The following is a 20893-nucleotide window of genomic DNA, read 5'->3' as shown; positions in this document are numbered from 1 at the left end:
AAATGGACGAAGTCCGTGGAGGTGTCATCACGCAGGTATTAGTCAGCATTGGCAGAGCGGCGGATATGGGCGCCAGCAACGCATGGAAAGTCGTTGAAAGCACTTTTGAAGCTGGCAACAAGACTGCAACCACGCTGGCTGAATCGTTTAGCAAAGCCATCAACCGCACCGTGGATTCACTGACGGGAGGCAATAAGAAGTAGTGTGCAAAATTGCCCTCGCTGAAGCAGCGGGGGCAACTTTTTTAAGATTTTTGGAAAATTCCCCTTTGTTTATTAAAGCTCACCCAATATATTTGCAACTTTCAATAAACCGCGCAATTGCGCATGCAAAGAGCCACAAAGCACCAAGTAAGTTTAGAGCAAGAATTACGGTAATGCGTAGGTTCAAAGAACTTCCCTCCGACGTTTCATACAGCGCACTTGAGACCGATATTCTCGGCTTCTGGAAAGCACATCGCATTTTTGAAAAAAGTATCTCCACGCGTGCACACGCACCAAGATTTACATTCTACGAAGGACCGCCCACAGTCAATGGCAAACCAGGGGTGCATCATGTGCTAAGCCGTACAACGAAAGACCTGATTTGTCGCTACAAAACGCTCAAAGGCTACTGCGTGCCACGCAAAGCAGGTTGGGATACACACGGCTTGCCTGTGGAAATTGCCGTTGAAAAAAAATTAGGTCTGAAAAGTAAAGCCGCCGTGGAGTCGTACGGTATTGCAGAGTTTAATCAGGAAGCACGGCGCTTGGTCTATTTCCATATTCAGGACAATAAGGAAGGGTGGGGCAAGCTTACCGACCAAATGGCGTATTGGTGTGATCTTGAAAACGCTTACATCACATGCGACAATAACTACATCGAATCGGTCTGGTGGGGCTTAAAACAAATCTTTGACAAAGGGCTAATTTACAAGGACTACAAAATCGTACCACAAGACCCCAAGTCGGAAACCGTGCTCAGTTCGCACGAATTAGCGCTGGGTTATAGAGAAGTCAAAGATCCAAGTGTCTATGTGAAGTTCAAGCGCAAAGGTGCAGAGAACGAGTATTTACTTGCTTGGACGACAACGCCATGGACACTGATTTCAAACATCAGTCTGGCTGTTCATCCAGAAATTGATTATGTGCGCGTGAAAGTTAAAGATGAAATCTATGTGCTTGCCAAAGCCCGGCTCAGTGTGTTGCAGGAATCATCGGATGGTGCACCAATTGAAATTCTTGAAGAGTTCAAAGGTAAAGCCCTGGAGTTTGTAGAGTATGAGCAGCTCTTGCCGCATTTGAAAGTGAAAGAAAAAGCGTTTTTCGTTACACTCGGCGAGTTTGTCTCTACAGAGGATGGTACAGGCATTGTGCATTGTGCGCCAGCATTTGGTGCCGATGACTATGAAATTTCTAAGAAGTATGGCTTGCCGATGTATCAGCCCATTGCGCGCAACGGGGTATTCACCGATGAGGTGCCGCGCTATAGCGGGAAGTTTTTCAAAGATGCTGATCCTGAAATCATTGCGGAACTCAAGCAAAGCGGCAAACTGCTGCGCAAAGAAACAATTACACACAGTTATCCTTTTTCGTGGCGCTACGATGTGCCCGTGATGTACTATGCGCGCGAGTCGTGGTATATCCGCACAACAGCGGTCGCAAAGCGCATGGTCGAACTCAATAAAACTATCAACTGGCAGCCACCTGAAATTGGCACAGGACGCTTCGGCAATTGGCTTGAAGAAAACAAAGACTGGGCGCTCTCACGCGAACGCTTCTGGGGCACACCGCTGCCTATTTGGGTATCCGAAGACTTCAAAATCGGTGATGACCATACCTCCGGCAATCTCTTCTGCATTGGCTCCATTGCCGAGCTGCGTGAAGGATTGATTGACATTGATGGCAAAACCTACAAACTTGGTGATGCCTTAGACCAAGGTTTAGTCGAACTTGATTTGCACAAGCCATTTGTCGATAGAATTTACTTTATCAAAAATGGCAAGCGCTTTACGCGCACCCCTGAACTCATTGATGTGTGGTTCGACTCCGGCGCAATGCCCTTTGCACAGTATCATTATCCGTTTGAGAACCGCGAGCTCTTTGAACAAAGCTTTCCAGCCGATTACATCTGCGAAGCCGTCGACCAAACGCGGGGCTGGTTTTACACCCTGCATGCAATTGCAACACTGATTTTTGACCAACCCGCCTTTAAAAATCTAATTGTGGACGGGCATATTTTGGACAAGCACAAGCAAAAAAATGTCCAAGTCCAAGGGCAATGTGGTTGACCCCTTTGTCGTGATGAATAAATATGGGGCAGATTCGCTGCGTTGGTATTTGGTAAATTCCAGTCCAGTGTGGCTACCGAAAGCCTTTGACGAAGATGAAATTGTCGAAGAGCAACGAAAATTCTTCCGTAGTTTTATTGAAAGCTATAAGTTCTTTGCGCTCTATGCTAATGTTGATGGCTTCGAATACAAAGAAGAGCGCTTACCAGTCGCAGAACGCACCGAGCTGGACCGGTGGATTTTATCGGCACTCAATACGCTCATCAAAGGTGTCGATGAAGCCTTGGCAAATTATGATCCAACCAGCGCCACTCGGCTCATTGAGGAATTTGCAGTAGATAATCTTTCAAATTGGTATATCCGTCGCTCACGCCGTCGCTTCTGGAAGGGAGAGATGGGCGCAGATAAACTTGCCGCCTATCAAACCCTCTATGAGTGTCTTGTGACATTAGCAAAACTTGTGTCGCCCTTCTGTCCCTTCATTGCTGAAGAGATTTACCGCAATTTGAATACCATAACGCAGAAAGAGCCTTACGAATCGGTGCATCTGGCTTACTTCCCTGAAGTAGAAGAAGCCGCTATCGATAAAGCATTAGAGAAGCGGATGAAAAAAGCGCAAACGATTTGCTCACTGGTACTCTCGCTGCGTAAAAAAGCCGAAATCAAGGTGCGTCAGCCGCTTCGACGGATGCTCTTGCCTGTACTTGAAAGTGAGACAAGACGCGAACTTGAGAAAGTAAAAGACATCATTTGCGATGAAGTCAATGTCAAGACAATTGAGTTTGTAGATGATGAGTCGGGTATTGTGAGTAAAAAAGCAAAGCCGAATTTCAAGACACTAGGCAAAAAATTTGGTAAAGATGTCAATGCGGTCGCAAATCGTGTGCGTGCGATGTCGGCACAGGAAATTTCAAGATTGGAAAAATCTGGTGCATGTGAACTCGAGGTGGCTGGACGGCACGTAAAGGTAGAACGAGAAGATGTAGAGATTTTATCGGAAGATTTAGAAGGATGGCTCGTAGCATCCGATGAATCGCAGAAGCTTACGGTCGCTTTGGATACTGAACTGACAGAAGAACTTCTTGATGAGGGTGCCGCACGTGAATTTGTCAGTCGGGTTCAAGCACGCCGAAAAGAAAGTGGCTTGGAGATTACCGATAGAATCATTTTACGCGTTGAAGCCTCTGCCGCATTGCACAAAGCTATTGAGCATAACAAAGCCTATATTCAAAATGAAACACTTGCGGTAGAAATTGATTTCGCACTCAATGGCGGTAAGCGTTTTGAAGAAGAGATTAACGGTGAACGATGTACGATTGAACTTGAAAAAAAATAGCGTCTTAATTTCATTAACCTCAATTCGTAGTAAGAGCAATGGCAGCAAAGGATAAAAAAGGCGCAAAGGCAAAAAAAGTTGTGGCAAAGTCGCCTAAAATTAGAGCCGCAGCAAAATCTACCAAGCTTGCAGGTGCAAAATCGGTGGAGAAAAAAAGCGCTGTCGAAGCGGCGCCTACGAAAGTAGTGAAACCGAAAGAGGTGAAAACATCAAGTCAAACGGATGCAAATGAAAGCGTGCAAGAGCAACGCCTGACCAAAACCTATCTGACACCTGAAGAGCTTAAGCACTTCGAAGAGATTTTACTCCAAAAACGTGCAGAGGTCTTGCGTGATTTGGAAATCATGCGCAATGCTTACAGCGAAGACAATAATCACGAAGAAAGTAATTCAAGCTACTCTATGCACATGGCAGATCATGGCACGGAGACCATGGATAAGGAGCAGCACTTTATGTTTATCGCCCGTGATGAACGCTATCTGAGTTATATCGATAAAGCCTTAGAGCGCATAAAAAATGGTACCTATGGCATCTGCGCAGTCTCTGGCTTACCGATTCCGAAAGAACGCTTGGAAGCTGTACCGCATACAGCTGTGCGCATTGAGTATAAAAATCGTGGTAAATGAAAACTCAAAAAAAGATTGGAAAACTGACGAATTTGTATAAATTGAATGGTTTCTTTCAACTTAGCTGAAAACTTAGAGGAACACCATGTTTGGACTTGGCGGACAAGAGCTGCTTCTTATTTTGCTCATCATCCTCATTTTCTTCGGTGCAAAGAAATTGCCAGAACTGGCACGGGGACTGGGCAAAGGAATCAATGAGTTTAAGCGTGCGCAAGCTGGCATAGAAGAAGAAATCAACAAAGTAGCAGAGATGCCAAAAAGCGTAGACAAAGAGTTAGCAGACAAGATCAGCCAGATGAGCGACGAAGAAAAAGCAAAACTGGCTGAACTGCTCAATACTTCAAAGAAGTAGCTACAATAAGAGACCGTAGAGCATACGGGCAGCAAGAGTGAGCGGCAGACAAGAAAATCCGTGGATTCAAGGCAGTTAAAAAGCACAAGGGTTATCCTTGTGCTTTTTTGTTTGGGTAGCGCGCAAGTGCCGCTAAATTTTGCCTTCGGTCAACACCATGATTTCCTAACAAGCAAACGCTTGCAGTGTGAGCAAAGTTATCGAGCATAGGCGACGGCACGTGTCTCACGTACGACCGTAACTTTAATCTGACCGGGGTACTGCACAGAGGTCATAATTTTGTTAGCGATGTCGTGCGCCAAAGCATGGGCTTGCTGATCGTCAACGCGTTCGCCCTCGACAATGACGCGAATTTCTCGTCCAGCTTGAAGTGCATAACTGCGCACCACGCCTGGGAAACTGCGCGCAATTTCTTCCAGACTTTCAAGACGTTTGATATAGCCGTCAGGCGTAATCGCGCCACGTGAGCCGGGGCGTGAGCCTGACATCACATTAGCCACATCAATCAATTCAGCAATAGGATGCTCTTTAGGAACATCGCTGTGATGTGCTGCAATCGCATTCAGCACAATGGGCAACTCTTTGTACTTTTTCAAAAACTCTGCGGCGGCAGGTCCGTGTGGCTCTTCTTGTGAATCAAGCACTTTGCCAAGGTCGTGCAAAATTCCGGCACGTTTGGCAAGTTTGACATCGAGTTTAAGTTCTGCTGCCATATACCCTGCAAGCATGGCAACTTCGAGCGAATGTTTGAGCAAGTTTTGCCCGTAGTTAGTGTGGAACTTCATCTTGCCAATGAGCCGAACAATATCGGGGTGGAAGTTTGGAATCCCAAGTTGAACAATCGCGTCTTCGCCTGTACTTATAATGAGCTCATCGAGTTCCTTTTGAGCTGCTTGATATGCCTTTTCAATCGTGCCGGGGTGAATAATGCCATCGACAAGAAGTTTTTGAAGAGTAATTTTAGCAAGCTCACGCCGAATCGGGTCAAAGCAGGAAATGATAACGACTTCAGGAGTATCATCGACAATAATTTCTGCGCCTGTCACATTTTCAAAGGCTTTGATGTTGCGTCCTTCACGCCCGATGATACGACCTTTAAGCTCATCACTTTGGAGATGGACAGCAGAGATTGTGTTCTCAATAGCCAGTGTGGGAGCAGTGCGCTCAATAGCAGAGAGAACAATATTTTCAGCGATTTTCTCGGCATTGGCTAAAGTTTCCTCATGAATTGCTTTGAGGGTTGCCGCGGCATCTTCTCTTGCTTTCGCAATAAGATTATCCATGAGCATGGCTTTGGCATCTTCAGCATTTAAGCCGCTAAGGTTTTCGAGCCGTAAGTTTTGCTCAGCGATAAGGTGTTGAAGTTCTGCGCTGCGCTGCTCGACAAACTGCATTTTTTGTTGAAGTTCTTTCTGCTGCTCCTCGAGCGCTTTCTCACGCTTTTGAAGTTGTTCAGCGCGGCGGTTCAAAGCGTCTTCTTTAGCTTTCGCTTGCTTTTGGGCTTGCGCAAACTTATTGTTTTTGATATTCACTTCTTGCTCAAACTCGCGCTTCTTGCGTCTCCACTCTTCATTGACTTCTTCCATTTTGGCATCTTTTTGCGCTTGAGCTTCACGCTGGGCTTCTTGAATGATTTGCGCCGCGCGTTCTTCCGCTTCAAGAATGCGTGTGGTCCCAACACGGTCTAAAAAGTAGCGACTGACAAAAAATCCAATAACAAAAAAGACTACGGCTGTCAAGGCAAGGAGAATAAAATTGATGGAGATATTAATTACGTTTTCCATGTGGCAAAGTGTTGAGTTGCATTAGCAAAAGTCAGAATTATCGAAATAAAAAATCCGCACGAATCTTCGGGCTGTGTTCGGTCCAAAGAATCCAGACCGGCATAGTGGGTGCGTCCTCCACGTCTCGTGCTTCCACTGCGCTGGTTAAAACCGAAGGTCGGTGACCAGCATCCTATCGCGAGGATAGGTGAGGCCTGCATTCAACGTCGAGAGATGAGCTCCCTAATCGTTTAATCAACGATTCTTTGTTTCAAAGACACAACCCCAAGCGTTGGTGCGGATGAAAGTAATAAAACCCTGTAAGCGTGACGCCTGAGTTGGAACGATGATGAAAAAGAACAATGAGTAATTTTACCAGCTAAATACCTTAATGTTTAGATATATCAGAATGTTGAATCAGGATATCGTGTGTAAGTGTTGTAATTTTACTGGTAAGCTGCTCTAAGCGTTGCTCTAACTCAATGACTTTTTCTGCAAAGGATATTGCTGTCAAAATTGCAATTTTTGAAGTGCTAAGATCTATCCCTTTGCGACGATATTCATACATCTGCCTATCAACTTGCCGAGCAGCTGCCTCAGTAAGCTCACGGTTTTCAACCAAAAGGGGATAGTCCTCACCAAACACACGCACCTTGATCGGTTCCATAGCAGAAAAATAAAGTGATAAAATTACTCACAGGTCCAGGCTTTGCTATCCATCGAGGCGAAGTAGTTCAAGATCGACCAGTTCCAAAAGGCGCTGCAGACGTTCCTTGAAATACAGGCGCTCCATGGCTGAAAGGATCAATGCACCAGAATCCGCCGAAGGTGCCTGGGAGGTCTCGGGAAGAGAAGCTAAAGAGGCAAGAGCAGTTGCTGCTTGCAACGCACGCTGTTGCTCATCGAGTTGCTGCTTGAGCGCTTCTTTCTCGAGCCGCAGGGCTAAGTTTTCCGATGCTAAGTGGCGCACAACTTGCTCTAACTCTGCGAGTGCAGCCTCTGGACTTTGAACCATCTCTTTAGACTTGTTCATCTTTAGACAAACGAACCACTTTCACATCAGAAAACCACCTCAGCAATTAAGGCGCACCACAACCCTCATCCTACTTTGCGACTTGCCACTTGACTTAGGATTGGCGAAGTTCCGCACCATATTTGGATTCGAGTTGCCTAACGACTTTTGCCAGCAGCGCGCTAATCTCCTCTTCTGTCAGAGTTCGCTCGCGGCTGACAAGTTTAAGCGAGAATGCAAGACTGCGTCGGCTTTCCATGTCAGTACGGCTGGCTTGCAATGTAGGATCGTAGACATCAAAAAGTTCTACCCGTTCAATTAACGGATGCGCTTTTGCAAGATCTTGCATAATATCATGCGATGCAAGATGCTTGGGCACATAAAACGCAAGGTCGCGCGTAACTGCTGGGAACTTTGCAGGAGCACGGTATTCAGACTCAAATTCCGCCAAGTTGCGTAAAACATTCATATCCAATTCAGCTATAAAAACCTCTCTTTCAATGCCATGCTTTGCTAGCCACTCTTTTGGCGCAATTTGCAGAACTCCCGCAAAGACACTGCCAGACGGCGTATTGCAGTTTGCATCTATTTCCAGACGCAAACTGCCATGAGTATAAAGAATAAATTTTGATTTTTCAAGTAGATGTAAGCACTGAAGTAACTCCTCGACCGCGCCTTTAAGATCAAAGAAGTCTGACATATCATTTGGATGCGCCCAGCTGCGGGGCCAGCGTCGGCCAGTGATGGCAATGCCCAGCATTTCACGCTCACAGTAACCAGAAACTAGCGTCGGTTCATCCGGTGAGGCACGTTCAAAAGTATGTCCAATCTCAAACATGCGCATATCCATATTGCTTAGATTTTGATTATGCGCCACACATCTCAGAAGCGACGGAATCAGACTTGGACGCATCGCTGCCATATCTTCTGAAATCGGATTCAACGTGCAAACCACACGCTCCGAAAACATTTGTGCTTCGGGCAGGCTTAGAAGCGGATTGGTCAGGATTTCTTTAAACCCCATGCCAATCATGAACTTGCGCACACGGTCGTTAAAATGCTCTTTTTCAGGGCGCTGCGAGGGATACGACGAGGTGAGTTTTTCTGCTGGCATGAGGTTATCATAGCCATAAACACGTGCAATTTCCTCGATAAGATCAACTTCAGCCGAAACATCGACTCGCCAACTTGGAACGCTAAAGCGAATGTGCTCTGGGGTTTGTTCAATTTTTTCAAAGCCTAAGCCTACGAGGATCGAAACCATCTGAGCATGCTCAATTGACGCGCCTAAAAACGCATTGACACGATGCGGTCGAAGTGTAACCTGAAGTCGCTCGCGTTCCTGAGCCAGCACTTCCGTGCTTTCAACAACATGTCCACCTGCAAGTTCCACAATAAGTGCCGTTGCCATGGCGGCGGCGCCACGAATGTTCCCCCAGTCAACGCCGCGCTCAAAACGATATGAGGCATCGGTCGAGAGCCCTAATTTTTTGGCAGCCCGCCGAATCTGACTGGGATTAAAATAGGCTGATTCCAAGAGCACGTGCGTTGTGCTATCAGAAATCTCAGAGTGCAAGCCGCCCATAATCCCACCAATTGCAACAGGCTTTTCAGCATCGCAGATCATAATCATGCCAGGCTCAAGCCGACGTGTCTTGCCATCGAGCGTCAGAAAGTCACCGGCAATATCAGTCCGCACGCGAATGCGATGCTCACGGAGTTTGTCTAAATCAAACGCATGCAGCGGCTGACCTACAGCGTGCAGCACATAGTTTGTAATGTCGACGACATTGTTGATAGGGCGTAAGCCAATAGCTTTGAGACGATGCTGCAACCATGCAGGTGATGGTGCAATTCTGACGCCTTCAATGATAACGGCAGCATAGTGCGGACATGCTGCAAGGTCTTCGACGACAATGCGAGAGGAGGAACGCACGAACGGCAAAGCACGATAACTAGGCAACTGCACGCCCGTAATGCCAACAAGCTCGCGCGCAACACCCAGATGCGAGAGCATGTCGGGACGGTTCGGCGTAATTGAAAGGTCAAAGATGACATCGCGCTCAACATACTTCTCAAAGGGTTCGCCGACACGAAACTCACCATCGGCTTGGCTCAATACCATAATACCATCGTGATTGTCAGAAAGCCCAAGCTCATCTTCAGCGCAAATCATGCCCACAGATTCAACACCACGAATTTTGGATTTTTTAATCGTGAGTGTCTGGCCGCTATAAAAACGCAAGGTTGCTCCAACCAACGCTACAGGCACGTATTGACCTACGGCGACATTCGGCGCCCCGCAGACAATTTGCAAGGCATCGGCAGCCCCAACATCGACTGTGCAGACCGACAATTTATCTGCGTTAGGATGCTTATCGCATTTGAGGACTTTACCAATGACCACGCCACTGAAACTTGCACCAAGATGCTCGATGTGTTCAACCTCAAAGCCAAGCAAGGTAAGACGCTGCGCTATTTCAAGCTCGCTTAGCGTCAGCGATGGGGCAAATGTTTTAAGCCAGTTGAGTGAAATTTTCATAACCAGGAAAGTCTTTTGAAATCACAAACAACAAAGATACGTAACTTTAGGCAGTAGTGTAAAGCCGAACTGTAATGTCGTGAAGCTATTCGGTGCCTTGTGCAACGTACAAAGGGTGAAGTAAATGCAAGGCTCAAGCAGCAGCGGCATGAAAGCCTATCTAGGCTTGGCAGAGCCACCAAGAAGCCGAAACTTTAAGTATCTTTCTGACTAAAATTTTTAGAACTGCGAGCGTTTAGAACTGTGAGTATTCTACGACAAGAGTCACAAAGAAAAACGTTTTTGCAACGTGGCATGCTGCGTATGGATAGCGCTGTCGTTGCTAATTACAGCTCACGAAGCAGCAGCGCTGGATCCCAAGAAAAAAATCACGCAGTATAACTATGAAACATGGGAGAAGAAAGACGGTTTGCCACATCAGTCGGTCTTAGCCATTTTGCAGACGCATCAGAATGAGAATCAAGGGTATATCTGGTTAGGTTCATATGATGGACTGATTCGTTTTGATGGGGCGAAGTTCATTGTCTTTAATCAGCGCAATACGCCAGAATTTCGCAACAGCACGGTACTGACGCTATGTGAGACACCTGACGGCACAATTTGGATAGGTACAAATGGTGGTGGATTGCTCGCGCTGAAAGCAGGAAAATTTCGTAACTATCAAGCCCAAGAAAACTTACCCAGTGATATCATTACAAGTCTGGCTTATGATTTGCTCTCTAATCGGCTCTGGATTGGCACGCGTAAAGGACTCTGCAAGTTAGATTTAAGTACTCAAACCTTCACGACCTACACGGTGAGCAATGGTTTACCTAGTAACAGCATCAATACGGTGATGGTCGATTCGAGAGGAGATGTGTGGGCAGGCACAGACTTAGGCTTATGGCATTTGCAAAATGGAATGGTCAACACGTATCGAAGTCAAACGAGTGTCGCCGCGCTGCCTGATAACTATGTGCGAGCAATTTACGAGGATAAAAATGGTAACATCTGGATTGGCACAAATGTAGGCATTTCTCGCTTCGAGCAGACACACTGGCAAACTTACACACCAAAAGATGGTCTGGTCAGCGAATCGGTCTACTCTATTTTTCAAGACTCGGGCGGGGCGCTCTGGATTGGCACTATTCGCGGGCTTTCGCGCTTCTATGATGGCAGGTTCGAGAACTTCACTGAGAAAGACGGATTTGAAGGCGTGCGGATTTATGCGTTCATGGAAGATCGTGAGGGAAGTCTGTGGTTCGGCACATCGCGCGCAGGCTTGAACCGATTTCGCGATGGGACATTTCTCACGTTTGCAAAGTCTGAAGGCTTGATAGACGATGTGATTTACTCGATTTATCAAGATTCAGATGGCTCGCTGTGGTTTGGCTCTTTCAATGGGATGACGCACTGGAAAGATGGAGAGATATGCAATTACACCACGAAAAATGGATTACCTGTAGACATCATTCGTGCGTTTCTACGCGCACGTGATGGCAAATTCTGGATTGCAACATTCGGCAGTGGCATTCTAAACTACGATGGAAAGACCTTCAAAGCTCTGACTGAAAAAGAGGGATTGGTAAACAATGGCACACGCACGATTTGCGAAGACAAAGACGGTGCGCTCTGGATTGGCACTAATGTGCATGGTCTTTCGCGCTACAAAGATGGCAAATTCACAAACTTCAAGACCACAATTGGCCTGACAAGCAATTCTATCATTTCACTCTTGTGTGATAGCGACAATACGCTCTGGATTGCAACTGACGGTGGTGGGCTCAACGCCTACAAAAACGGCAACTTCTTTGCCTACACCTCAAGAGACGGCTTATCGGGTGATGTTGTGTTTTGTATGTATGAAGACCAAGAAAAGGTGCTTTGGGTAGGCACATCTGGCGGGCTTTCACGACTCAAAGATGGGAAGATTACCGCCTACACCTCACGCAACGGTCTGTATGGCAATGATGTCTTTCAAATTTTAGAAGATGATGATGGCTATTTATGGATGAACTGCAACACAGGTATTTTTCGTGTAAGCAAAATTGAACTCAATGAGTTTGCGGAAGGCAAGCGAACGCAAATCAACTCGCGTGCCTTTGGTGTAGAAGATGGCATGAAGACCAATGAAGGTATTACGCCTGCTACAGCATGCAAGACCAGAGATGGCATGCTATGGTTCCCGACAGCAAAAGGGGCGGTGCAAATAAATCCGAGAAAATTGCCAAAGAACCTGATTCCACCGCCTGTGCACATCGAAGAAATCTATGTCGATGGCGAACGCCGAGAAAAGTCAGAGCAACTGGTTTTGGAAGCGGGCTCAAACAAACTGGAATTTCACTACGCTGGACTTTCGCTCCTTGCGCCGAGAAAAGTCAAGTTTCGATACCAACTTGAAGGGTTTGACAAGACTTGGAATGAGGCGGATACGCGCCGCACAGCTTACTACACGAACTTGCCGCCCAGTACTTACACATTTCGCGTGATTGCGTGCAACAACGATGGGATCTGGAATGAACAAGGCGATGCAATCACATTGACTATAAAGCCATTTTTTTACCAGACGGTGTGGTTTGCAGGACTGATAGCGATGGCAGTGCTCCTCACTGGTGTAGGCATTTTTACGCTGGCGCATCGCCAGTGTGATTCAGAGAGAAAAAGACTTGGCTGTGCTGGTGGAAAGACGCACGCGCGATTTAGCAACGGCAAAGCAGCGTCTGGAGATTGCGCTGCAGGAAGCTCAGTTAGCACGCGAAGAAATGGAAATCAAACGGTATGAAGCTGAAGTCTTGCGCCAAAAAGCTGAAGAAGCAAGCCGTATGAAAACCGAGCTACTGGGCATTGTCGCACATGACCTCAAAAATCCATTGCAATCCGTGCTGGGTTTTGCACTGCTCATTCGTGAAAAGATAGAGCCCAATTCTGACATTTACCTGATGGTGCAGAGCATTCTTAGCGCTGCTGAACGCATCCTGCGCAACATTGATGGACTGCTGAAGACTGCAGCGCTTGAGGAAGGTAAAATCGAATTGCATAAGACGCGATGCGACCTGTCGCGTCTGGTTGAAGAGGTGGTCGCATGCAACCAAACCCAAGCTCAAATAAACGCCAAGTGCTCTCATTTCAAGGTGAGCAGGGCTGCGTTGTGTTTGTAGACCCAGACCGAATGAGAGAAGTGATGGATAACTTAATTTCCAACGCAATTAAATACAGTCCTGAAGGTAAAAGCATCAGCGTCAGGGTGCAGCATATCACAAACAGCAATGGCAAAAAAGATGAGCAAAGTGTGCTGATTAGTGTGCGCGATGAAGGTCAAGGGCTGACGAAAGAGGACATGCAAAAGCTTTTTGGCAAATTTCAGCGTCTCTCAGCACGACCGACAGGCGGGGAAAGTTCAACGGGATTGGGGCTGGCTATTGTCAAACAACTTGTTGAATTGCACGGCGGCACCGTGTGGGCAGAATCGGAAGGAAAAGATAAAGGCAGTATATTCCGCGTAAAACTTCCAGTGGCAGGAGAGCAGGATGAGTAAAAAGATGAATGAAGCAGATACGTTTGTTCAAAAAGCAGAAGACGGATTTGCAAAAATAGACGCACTCAATGCAGCAGTGCTGGAACTGTGGGCGCATGAGCCGCTCCGTGCACTGTCAGCAGCTGAAGAAGCGTGTAAGCAGGCTAAAGTAGAAAATTATCTCTCAGGGCAAGCCTACAGCCTTCGAAACATGGGTATTTGCCACTGGCGTTTGGCAAATTATGACAAAGCCCTCGAAGCCCTCAAAGAAGCCTTAGCGATATTCAAAGAGCTTGAAGACTATGAAGGCAGCATTACGGTGCTGCACAACTTAAGCATCGTGCATCGCCAACTGGGCGATACCCACAAGCGCTCGAGCATGCGTTCAGTAGTCTAAAGTATAGTCAAGAAATTCACAGTCTTGCAAGTGAAGCAACGGCGCTGGCGACAATCGGCGCGGTGTATTTTCTCTTGCAAGATTTCCCAAATGCCTTGCGATACTATCAAGAAAGTCTTGAACTCTACCAGCGCCTTCAGGACAGTATGAGTCAAGGACGGGTCTTTAGCAACATTGGATGTATCTATGGAAAAATAGGGGAGAACAAAAAAGCGCTCGAGTGCTTTGCAAAAAGTCTGGACATTGCTCGCCATTTGAACGACCGAATCGGTGAAGCCATTGCTTTGCAAAATACAGGTGAAGTCTATGGTCAGATGAGAGACTATAAGCGCGCTTTAGAAATGCTCTCTCAAAGTCTTCAAATCAAAGAGAGCTTGAATGATCGAGCTAGCATTGCCGAAACGCTGATTATCATTGGCAAACTTTATGCTGCGCAGCAACAGCACGAGCAAGCTACTACATCACTTTACCGCGCACTGAAACTTGCAGAGAATGCAAATTGCAGAACTCAGCTCTTTGCAGCGCATCAAGCGCTCGCTTTGGTGCATAAATACAAAGGCGATTTTAAGATTGCGCTCGAGCATTACGAAAACTTTCATGTAATTGAGCGTGCGCTGCTCAACGAAGAAAATCATCGCCGCCTAAGAAGTTTGCAAGTGCAGTATGAGTTAGAAAAAAAACAGCGTGAAGCTGAAGAATATCGACGCAAAACGCTCGAGCTGACTGAAATTAATGCCATGCTACGCAAGCAAACTGAACAACTCTTGCTGCAAGCCATCACCGATGGATTAACAGGCGTCTACAATCGCCGCTATTTTGATGAGAGTGTGCAGCGTGAATTTGAGCGTACGCGTCGCTATGGCTGCGTAATGACAGTTGCAATTGCCGACGTGGATTTCTTCAAGCAAATCAATGATGCGTATTCACATCAAGTTGGTGATGAAGTCCTGAAAATCATTGCACATATTCTTCGCCAGAACTCTCGTAGTGCAGATATGGTGGCGCGCTATGGCGGCGAAGAGTTTGCTTTAATTTTCCCTGAAACCTTGCTTCAAAAACGCTGTGATTGCCTGTGAGAAAATTCGTGCCAGCCTGGAGTCGTACTACTGGGAAGGCATTTCTGAACGGCTACATGTAACGATGAGTTTCGGGCTTGCCGAGAGCACCGCTAAAAAAACAGTGCAGCAGCTGCTAAGCACAGCCGATACAAAACTCTACGAAGCAAAAACAGCTGGACGCAACCGTATCGCCTACTAACCACATCTGCTAGTCAAAATGTCTGAGTACATTTATGCTTTAGCTTTTGGGGCACATCCTGATGATATTGAAATTGCTTGCTCGGCAACGATGCTTAAACTTCGCCAAGAAGGTAAGCCAGTCGTGGCGTGCGATTTGACAGAAGGTGAAATGGGGTCGCGTGGTACACGCACACTTCGGCGAAAAGAAGCTGCAGAGGCTGCACAGCATCTGGGCTACACGGAACGCATCAATCTGAATTTAGGCGACACTCGTTTCGAAAACTCGCACGAAAACCTGCTCAAAGTCATTCGTATCCTTCGCCGCTATCGACCAACGGTGGTCTTTGCACCCCAGCCTATCGAGCGCCATCCTGATCATGAACGCGCCGCTAAACTCATCACCGATGCCTGCTTCTACTCGGGTCTCATCAAAATCAAAACTAAGGACAACGGCAAAATCCAAGAGCGGCATCGACCGAAATACCTGCTGTACTATCTGCAAGATCGATTTATGTTGCCGAGTTTTATCGTGGATGTCTCCGATACATTTGAAGCCTCGCGCAAAGCCGTGATGGCATTTAAGTCGCAGTTTTATGATCCGAACTCCAAAGAGCCCGAGACACATATTTCACGCAAAGAATTTTTAGAAGCGCTGGACGCTCGCGCCAAGTACTTTGGTGAACTTATCGGTGCACGCTATGGCGAAGGATTTGTGTATGCCAGCATTCTGCCCGTAAAGCATTTCTCGAGCGTTTTTTGCTAAGTTAAGCGCAGTCCCTCAGCAATTCGTATCTTTGCGTTTCACACATAAAAATACCATCTATGAAAACGCTCATTTTAGACAACATTGAAAAAAAATGTGGGGAAATTTTGCGTCAAGAAGGCTTTGAGGTCATAGAAAAGCAAAAGCTCTCCAAAGATGAACTTAAATCAGAAATTAGAGACTATGAGGTCGTGCTGGTCAGAAGTGCAACTAAACTGACAGGCGATATTTTAGAGTGCGCAAATAAACTCAAACTCATTGGCAGAGCTGGCGCGGGCGTCGATAATATCGACCTTGATGCTGCGACACGCAAAGGGATTATCGTGATGAATACGCCCGGCGGTAACACGATTTCAGCGGCGGAGCACACCTGCGCGATGATTTTAGCCGTAGCTCGCTTGCTGCCACAAGCACATGCCGAACTCAAGCAAGGCATTTGGGATAAAAAGAAGTGGCTCGGGCGCGAACTGGAAGGCAAGACACTGGCTGTAGTTGGGCTAGGCAAAATCGGACGTGAAGTCGCCTTGCGCATGCAAGCCTTCGGTATGCACATCATCGCATTTGACCCGATGGTCTCGCAGGAAATGGCAAGCAAGCTCGATATTCAACTCCTCCCGCTCGAAGAACTCTGGCGCAAAGCAGATTTTATCACAATCCACACCCCGTATAGTGAAGCCACACGTAACCTAATTTGCGCAGAGACCTTGGCACTGATGAAGCCAGGTGTGCGCATTATCAATTGTGCGCGCGGTGGTATTATCAATGAGCAAGATTTGGCAGAGGCTGTGGCATCAGGCAAAGTCGCTGCCGCAGCACTTGATGTGTTTGAAGTAGAGCCGCTCTTGCCTGATAACCCCTTGCTCAAACTTGAAAACGTGATTGTAACACCGCACATTGCTGCCTCAACCGTTGAAGCACAGGAAAAAGTGGCTATTCAGATTGCCCAGCAAATTGTAGAGTGGAAAAAGACAGGCGCACTGGTTGGCGCAGTAAATGCCACAACGGTTGAACTGGCACAAAAGACCGAAGTAAAAGTGCATCTGGCACTTGCAGAAAAACTGGGGGCAATGTGTGCACAACTCTTAGATGGCACGCCGAAATCCATAACGATTACAAGCTATGGCGACTTCCTGCGCAAGTTCTCTGAAGCCATTTCAGCAGCAGCTCTCAAAGGCTTACTCGATGAAATTCAACACCGAGAAATCAACTACATCAATGTCTTTGCAATGGCAAGCGACTTAGGGCTTGCTGTGCACCATCAACATGAAAAAGAGCATCCCGATTATCAAAACTTGATTGTGGTAGAGTATGAAACCAGTGAAGCTAAAAAGCGGCTTGGTGGTGTCGTGTTAGGTGCAAAGGATATGCGCGTGGTGATCTATGACCATTTTATCTGTGAATTCAAACCCGAGGGATACATTTTGATTTACACCAACGACGACAAGCCCGGCGTGATGGCGCGTGTTGGGGCACGGTTGCTGCGCGCAAGCATTAACATTGCGAATATCTCGCTCTCGCGTAACGAAGAAAAGACTAAAGCACTGACCGCAATCTGCCTCGATGAAGCCATCTCACCTGTAACCCTCAAACGCATCAGCGAAGTCGAAGGCGTCTATTCACCACGGCTAATTAAGGTGTGAAACATTGAGGCACTTTTGAGAGCAAAGTCAGTCATGTTATTTTCAAGGTCCAAAATCTTGTATTAACTAAAACGGGCAAATCAGGGCTGAGCTATGGCATGGTATAAACGAGCAAAACCAGCGATTCTCACTAACCAAAAGCGCGATACACCTGAAGGCTTATGGACAAAGTGTGACAACTGTGGTGCAATGATTCATCGTAAGCAGCTTGAAGATAACATCTACACTTGCCCCGAATGTGGTTATCATTTCCGAATTTCGCCGCAAAAGTATTTTGAAATTCTCTTCGATAGAGAAAAGTTCGAGGAACTTGATGCAAATCTCAAATCTGCGGATCCACTCAACTTCGTCGACACCAAGCGCTACATTGACCGTATTGAAACCACCATCAAAAAGACCAAGATGATGGATGCGTGCCGTACAGCAATTGGCACAATTGGCAGTCGCGAATGCATTGTCTCGGCAATGGACTTCGGCTTTATTGGTGGCTCAATGGGCTCTGTTGTAGGAGAAAAAATTTCGCGCGCAATTGACAGAAGCTATGAGCGTCATGCGCCGCTGATTATCATTTCGCAGTCAGGCGGTGCACGAATGATGGAAGCTGCTCTTTCACTGATGCAGATGGCAAAAACAGCCGCCAAACTCACGCGCTTGCACGAAAAAGGCATTCCTTACATCTCCTTAATGACCGATCCAACCACGGGCGGTGTGACCGCCTCATTTGCAATGCTAGGTGATTTCAACCTTGCTGAACCAGGTGCACTTATCGGCTTTGCCGGTCCCAGAGTGATTAAAGAAACTATCAAGCGCGACTTGCCCGAAGGCTTCCAAACCGCAGAGTTTATTCAAGAACACGGCTTTATTGATTTTATTGTGCCGCGCAAAGAATTGAAACACAAAATTGAGCAGCTGCTGAGCCTTATTTGCGATTAACACAAAGAAAAACTAAGAAAAAAAGACAGTCGCTCGAAGTTTCAAAACTACATTTTTACGCGTAAATTCTCGCTGTAGAAGGAAAATCTTACCCTGCCTGTTTTACAACTCAACTAAGGAGTATCCTTATGGCCTTCGATATCGACATCATCCGCGAAAGATACCGCGAAATTCCAGAGCGCATTGCGGCGGCGCGCAGCGTACTGAGACGACCCATGACGCTGATTGAAAAAATCCTTTACAGCCACCTTGCACAAGGTAATGCTACTGTAGAATATGAGCGAGGAAAATCATATGTCGAGTTTATGCCTGATCGAGTCGCAATGCAAGATGCTACTGCACAAATGGCACTCTTGCAATTTGCTCAAGCAGGTATTCCAAAAGTGGCAGTACCAACAACTGTGCACTGCGACCATCTAATTGTGGCACAGTCTGGTTCAGAGCCCGATTTGCAAGCGGCGTTGCAAACCAACAAAGAAGTCTATGACTTTTTAGCCTCCGCTTCGAGCAAGTACGGTATTGGGTTTTGGAAACCGGGCGCAGGTATCATCCACCAAGTCATTTTGGAGAACTATGCCTTCCCGGGCGGCATGATGATTGGGGCAGATTCACATACGGTGAATGCTGGCGGCTTAGGAATGATTGCCATTGGCGTGGGCGGCGCCGATTGCGTCGACGTGATGGCAGGCATGCCATGGGAATTGCGCTTCCCGAAATTTATTGGTGTGAAACTCACAGGCAAATTAAGCGGCTGGGCGTCAGCTAAAGATGTGATTTTGAAAGTCGCCGGTATCTTGACCGTCAAAGGCGGAACAGGATACATTCTCGAGTATTTCGGCGAGGGCGCCACATCAATCTCCTGCACTGGCAAAGGAACCATTGCTAATATGGGCGCAGAAATTGGGGCAACTACATCGGTCTTCGGCTATGATGAAGCTATGCGGCGCTACCTTGTGGCGACAGGACGCGCCGATGTTGCTGAAGCCGCTGATAAAATTGCCGAACATCTCACAGGTGATGCCGAAGTGTATGCTCAGCCTGAAAAGTTCTTTGACCAAGTCATTGAAATCAATCTCTCCGAATTAGAGCCGCACATCAATGGTCCTTTTACGCCCGATCGAGCTACGCCGCTGTCAAAATTCGCAGAAGAAGTCCGAAAAATGGCTGGCCCGAAAAGTTGGAGGTGGGATTGATTGGCTCTTGCACAAACTCTTCTTACGAAGATATCACGCGAGCAGCCTCACTGGCGCGTCAAGCCGTCGAAAAAAAACTCAAAGTAAAATCGGAATTTACCATCACGCCTGGCTCGGAGCAAATTCGTTACACCATCGAGCGCGATGGCTTGTTAGGTGATTTTGAGAAAATTGGTGGCGTCGTGCTCGCTAACGCGTGTGGACCCTGCATTGGGCAGTGGGCACGTCATGGCTCTGAAAAGCAAGAGAAAAACTCTATCATCACTTCGTTTAACCGTAACTTCTCCGCACGCAACGATGGCAATCCGAATACACATGCCTTTGTCGCCTCACCTGAAATCGTAACGGCACTGGCGATTGCAGGACGATTAACTTTCAATCCTCTCACAGATACGCTGACTAATGAAGAAGGCAAAGAAGTCAAACTCGATGAGCCAAAAGGATTAGAACTGCCGCCACAAGGCTTTGCTGTCAAAGAGTCAGGCTATGTGCCGCCCGCAGCAGATGGCACAGACATCAAGGTGGTGGTCGATCCAAAATCAGAGCGGTTACAACTCTTGGAGCCATTTCCCGCATGGGAAGGCACAGACCTCAAAGGTCTGAAACTGCTCATCAAAGTCAAAGGCAAGTGCACTACCGACCACATCTCTATGGCAGGACCATGGCTCAAATATCGTGGGCATCTCGATAACATTTCCAACAACTTGCTCATTGGTGCCACGAACTTCTTTAACAACAAAACAGACTGCGTGAAAAATCAATTGACAGGGCAGTACGAGTCCGTGCCGAAAGTGCAGCGTCAATACAAAGCCAAGGGTATTGGCTCAATTGTTGTCGGCGATGAAAATTACGGCGAAGGCTCTTCGCGAGAACATGCCGCAATGGAGCCGCGATACTTAGGCGTACGTGCTGTGCTAGTAAAATCCTTCGCACGTATTCACGAAACAAATCTCAAAAAGCAAGGTATGCTGGCGCTGACCTTTGCAAACAAAGACGACTACAACAAAATCCAAGAAGACGATACGATTGACATTCTGGGACTGACAAGTTTTGCGCCAAACAAACCCCTCACAATTGTGCTACACCACAAAGACGGCACAAGCGAGGAAATCCTTGCAAATCACAGTTACAACGAGATACAAATCGAGTGGTTTAAGGCAGGCTCCGCACTGAACTTGATGAAACAGCGGTTGCAACAGCAGCAAGAAGCCTAAAGCATGATGAGAGAGCAAAGAGAGTCGCAGCGATGCGGCTCTCAAACTCTAAAGCCGCATGCTTCCCCTCAATTCGAAGTTTAGCCCTCTCTGCTATCTGCTTTCCCTATCCTGAACCGCAG

General features: G+C 47.0%; 16 protein-coding genes and 2 pseudogenes. 14 read left to right on the top strand and 4 right to left on the bottom strand.

Annotated elements, in window-relative coordinates; all coding sequences use genetic code 11:
* The first annotated feature begins 2 nt into the window (after nucleotides 1–2).
* From CMR00_04090 to CMR00_04075, 4 genes and pseudogenes are all read left to right on the top strand, one after another.
* Nucleotides 3–203 carry a hypothetical protein gene (locus CMR00_04090; protein ID PIO48659.1) on the top strand — a complete coding sequence of 67 codons (201 nt, stop codon included), beginning with the start codon at nucleotides 3–5 and terminating at the stop codon, nucleotides 201–203.
* A 173-nt stretch (nucleotides 204–376) separates the two neighbouring features.
* A pseudogene (locus CMR00_04085) lies at nucleotides 377–3605 on the top strand (isoleucine--tRNA ligase).
* Between the two features lie 200 nt (nucleotides 3606–3805).
* Complete coding sequence (locus tag CMR00_04080; GenBank protein PIO48667.1) at nucleotides 3806–4231, top strand: molecular chaperone DnaK; 426 nt, start codon at nucleotides 3806–3808, stop codon at nucleotides 4229–4231.
* 85 nt (nucleotides 4232–4316) lie between these two features.
* Nucleotides 4317–4583: a twin-arginine translocase TatA/TatE family subunit gene (locus CMR00_04075; GenBank protein ID PIO48658.1), complete on the top strand. Its 267-nt coding sequence runs from the start codon at nucleotides 4317–4319 to the stop codon at nucleotides 4581–4583.
* Nucleotides 4584–4780: 197 nt separating this feature from the next.
* On the opposite strand, the gene rny is transcribed toward CMR00_04075, so the two are convergent.
* The 4 genes from rny to CMR00_04055 form a co-directional block, all read right to left on the bottom strand.
* The gene (gene rny, locus CMR00_04070; GenBank protein ID PIO48657.1) at nucleotides 4781–6367 is read right to left on the bottom strand and encodes a ribonuclease Y; all 1587 of its coding nucleotides are present in this window, start codon (nucleotides 6365–6367) and stop codon (nucleotides 4781–4783) included.
* Nucleotides 6368–6734: 367 nt separating this feature from the next.
* Nucleotides 6735–7013, bottom strand: a complete 279-nt coding sequence (locus CMR00_04065; GenBank protein PIO48656.1) for a cell division protein ZapA — start codon at nucleotides 7011–7013, stop codon at nucleotides 6735–6737.
* A gap of 45 nt (nucleotides 7014–7058) precedes the next feature.
* On the bottom strand, nucleotides 7059–7379 hold the full coding sequence (locus CMR00_04060) for a hypothetical protein (GenBank protein PIO48655.1): 321 nt from the start codon (nucleotides 7377–7379) through the stop codon (nucleotides 7059–7061).
* A gap of 94 nt (nucleotides 7380–7473) precedes the next feature.
* Nucleotides 7474–9900: a phenylalanine--tRNA ligase subunit beta gene (locus tag CMR00_04055; GenBank protein PIO48654.1), complete on the bottom strand. Its 2427-nt coding sequence runs from the start codon at nucleotides 9898–9900 to the stop codon at nucleotides 7474–7476.
* A gap of 289 nt (nucleotides 9901–10189) precedes the next feature.
* On the opposite strand from CMR00_04055, the gene CMR00_04050 reads away from it, so the two are divergent.
* The 10 genes and pseudogenes from CMR00_04050 (at nucleotide 10190) to CMR00_04005 (ending at nucleotide 20771) form a co-directional block, all read left to right on the top strand.
* A complete protein-coding gene (locus CMR00_04050; GenBank protein PIO48653.1) occupies nucleotides 10190–12661 on the top strand; it encodes a hypothetical protein in 2472 nt (823 codons plus the stop codon).
* On the top strand, nucleotides 12642–13037 hold the full coding sequence (locus CMR00_04045; GenBank protein PIO48652.1) for a hypothetical protein: 396 nt from the start codon (nucleotides 12642–12644) through the stop codon (nucleotides 13035–13037). The genes CMR00_04050 and CMR00_04045 overlap by 20 nt, the downstream gene beginning before the upstream one ends.
* The gene (locus CMR00_04040) at nucleotides 12962–13414 is read left to right on the top strand and encodes a hypothetical protein (GenBank protein ID PIO48651.1); all 453 of its coding nucleotides are present in this window, start codon (nucleotides 12962–12964) and stop codon (nucleotides 13412–13414) included. The genes CMR00_04045 and CMR00_04040 overlap by 76 nt, the downstream gene beginning before the upstream one ends.
* Complete coding sequence (locus CMR00_04035) at nucleotides 13407–13790, top strand: hypothetical protein (GenBank protein ID PIO48650.1); 384 nt, start codon at nucleotides 13407–13409, stop codon at nucleotides 13788–13790. Before CMR00_04040 ends, CMR00_04035 begins: the two co-directional genes overlap by 8 nt.
* A gap of 62 nt (nucleotides 13791–13852) precedes the next feature.
* Nucleotides 13853–14866 (top strand): hypothetical protein, encoded by a 1014-nt coding sequence (locus tag CMR00_04030; protein ID PIO48649.1) that lies wholly within the window; start codon nucleotides 13853–13855, stop codon nucleotides 14864–14866.
* Nucleotides 14829–15047 carry a hypothetical protein gene (locus CMR00_04025; GenBank protein PIO48648.1) on the top strand — a complete coding sequence of 73 codons (219 nt, stop codon included), beginning with the start codon at nucleotides 14829–14831 and terminating at the stop codon, nucleotides 15045–15047. Before CMR00_04030 ends, CMR00_04025 begins: the two co-directional genes overlap by 38 nt.
* Nucleotides 15048–15065: 18 nt before the next feature.
* Complete coding sequence (gene bshB1 / locus CMR00_04020; protein PIO48647.1) at nucleotides 15066–15791, top strand: bacillithiol biosynthesis deacetylase BshB1; 726 nt, start codon at nucleotides 15066–15068, stop codon at nucleotides 15789–15791.
* A 59-nt stretch (nucleotides 15792–15850) separates the two neighbouring features.
* Complete coding sequence (locus tag CMR00_04015; protein ID PIO48646.1) at nucleotides 15851–17431, top strand: phosphoglycerate dehydrogenase; 1581 nt, start codon at nucleotides 15851–15853, stop codon at nucleotides 17429–17431.
* 93 nt (nucleotides 17432–17524) lie between these two features.
* Nucleotides 17525–18364, top strand: coding sequence for an acetyl-CoA carboxylase carboxyl transferase subunit beta (locus tag CMR00_04010; protein PIO48645.1), 840 nt, complete (start codon nucleotides 17525–17527; stop codon nucleotides 18362–18364).
* 128 nt (nucleotides 18365–18492) lie between these two features.
* A pseudogene (locus CMR00_04005) lies at nucleotides 18493–20771 on the top strand (aconitate hydratase).
* The last annotated feature ends 122 nt before the right edge of the window (nucleotides 20772–20893 follow it).

The organism is [Chlorobium] sp. 445 (assembly GCA_002763895.1).
Classification (GTDB): Bacteria; Bacteroidota; Chlorobiia; order Chlorobiales; family Thermochlorobacteraceae; genus Thermochlorobacter.
This window is presented reverse-complemented; position numbering and strand designations above follow the sequence as displayed.

Coding starts and splice junctions, on each gene's coding strand:
- CMR00_04010 (PIO48645.1), top strand. CDS start 17,525: ATGGCATGGTATAAACGAGCAAAACCAGCGATTCTCACTAACCAAAAG.
- bshB1 (PIO48647.1), top strand. CDS start 15,066: ATGTCTGAGTACATTTATGCTTTAGCTTTTGGGGCACATCCTGATGAT.
- CMR00_04065 (PIO48656.1), bottom strand. CDS start 7,013: ATGGAACCGATCAAGGTGCGTGTGTTTGGTGAGGACTATCCCCTTTTG.
- rny (PIO48657.1), bottom strand. CDS start 6,367: ATGGAAAACGTAATTAATATCTCCATCAATTTTATTCTCCTTGCCTTG.
- CMR00_04040 (PIO48651.1), top strand. CDS start 12,962: ATGCAACCAAACCCAAGCTCAAATAAACGCCAAGTGCTCTCATTTCAA.
- CMR00_04055 (PIO48654.1), bottom strand. CDS start 9,900: ATGAAAATTTCACTCAACTGGCTTAAAACATTTGCCCCATCGCTGACG.
- CMR00_04015 (PIO48646.1), top strand. CDS start 15,851: ATGAAAACGCTCATTTTAGACAACATTGAAAAAAAATGTGGGGAAATT.
- CMR00_04090 (PIO48659.1), top strand. CDS start 3: ATGGACGAAGTCCGTGGAGGTGTCATCACGCAGGTATTAGTCAGCATT.
- CMR00_04060 (PIO48655.1), bottom strand. CDS start 7,379: ATGAACAAGTCTAAAGAGATGGTTCAAAGTCCAGAGGCTGCACTCGCA.
- CMR00_04075 (PIO48658.1), top strand. CDS start 4,317: ATGTTTGGACTTGGCGGACAAGAGCTGCTTCTTATTTTGCTCATCATC.
- CMR00_04045 (PIO48652.1), top strand. CDS start 12,642: ATGGAAATCAAACGGTATGAAGCTGAAGTCTTGCGCCAAAAAGCTGAA.
- CMR00_04035 (PIO48650.1), top strand. CDS start 13,407: ATGAGTAAAAAGATGAATGAAGCAGATACGTTTGTTCAAAAAGCAGAA.